General features: G+C 38.6%; 1 protein-coding gene and 1 pseudogene. Both read right to left on the reverse strand.

Going from position 1 to position 1,317, the window contains the following annotated elements; translation table 11 throughout:
- Positions 1–168: pseudogene (locus ACFILO_RS09380) on the reverse strand (helix-turn-helix transcriptional regulator); the annotation flags it as partial.
- 209 nt (positions 169–377) lie between these two features.
- Positions 378–1,317 (reverse strand): tyrosine-type recombinase/integrase (locus ACFILO_RS09385; protein ID WP_375678205.1); only part of this gene is annotated, 940 nt, incomplete at its 5' end.

Consider the following 1,317-nt stretch of genomic DNA (forward strand, 5'->3'; position numbering starts at 1 on the left):
TGTTTTGCTTGCTCGATGACATTCAAAAGATCCGATTGTAACCAACGGGATAAAAAACCAAATTTTAAAGGTTTTGGGAGAGAGCCATTGGTAGCATGACGGCGGGACACTCATATGAAGCAATTTTGCACTTTCACGGTCAGTTAAAAGAATATCATTTTCTGTCATTCTAAAATCCTTTCATTCTCAAAAAATAGAAACAAATCATAACCATTTATTAACCACATTTTGGTTCATTTTTGAAGGTATTTTATTTATAGAAAACAATATGTTATCATATAATTTCTGATGTGATAATTTATGACTCTTATTGAGAAAGAATGAGAGAAAAGAGAGCTAAAGTTATCCACAGATAATGGGGTTATGCACCCCATATCTTAAGATTGACCCGTGACATAAGCCGCCCATTTATCCATATAAACGCGGCGCTGTTCTAAATAGTCAGTCCGACAATAGGCACGTTCTGCTTGCCCTCCTACTATATGAGCTAGAATAGTTTCAGCGACCTCATAAGGGGCATCGGTTGTTTCAGCGAGCCAATTGCGTAAACTAGAGCGAAAACCATGCGGACGTGCTTCAATTTTATTTTTTCTCATATACGTAGCCATACATTTCTCAGCGAGGGAACCACGACCTCTAGCAGAAAAAAAGAAATCATTACGAGAAAGCAAGCGCGCTTGTTTTAGAATTTCTAATGCTTCTGTTGATAGAGGCACGCGAAATTCTGTTGTGGTATCACGCTTTCCTTTCATATTCTCAGCAGGAATTGTCCATATATCGCCATCAATTTGATCTTCACGAATATGACGCAAGGAATTAGTACGAACCCCTGTAAGGATAAGCAGACGCAAAGCAAGATGTGTTATGTTTTGTGTTTTACAGAGTAACTGATAAAAAGCTGGTATATCTTTCCAATCCATTGCTGGTCTATTAATGATCTTATGACGTTGTTTTCCTAAGAGAGCTTTTGCTTTTTCTGTTGCTTGTAAATCAACATCCAAACCCAAAGCAGCCGCATGTTTGAGACAAAGATTAAGACGTATCAATGCTATCTGAGCTGTTCCAGCTTTTGTATGCCAAATGGGAGAAAGCGTATCGCGTATCTCTGTTTGTGTAATCTCTGAAACGGGGAGGCAACCTAATTTAGGGAGAATGTAAAGCCGCAAAGGTGAAAACCAATCACTAGCCTTACTATCTCTTTTTAATTCGGCTTTACGACTTTCAAAAGCATCTACGGCAATGTCTTTTAAGTAATGGAGATTGCTTATTGCTTCACGCTTTTGTTTATCGCGTTCTTTAATGGGGTCACGCCCCTCA

Origin of the sequence: Bartonella sp. AP72JLCBS (genome assembly GCF_042195705.1) — a bacterium.
Lineage (GTDB): Bacteria > Pseudomonadota > Alphaproteobacteria > Rhizobiales > Rhizobiaceae > Bartonella.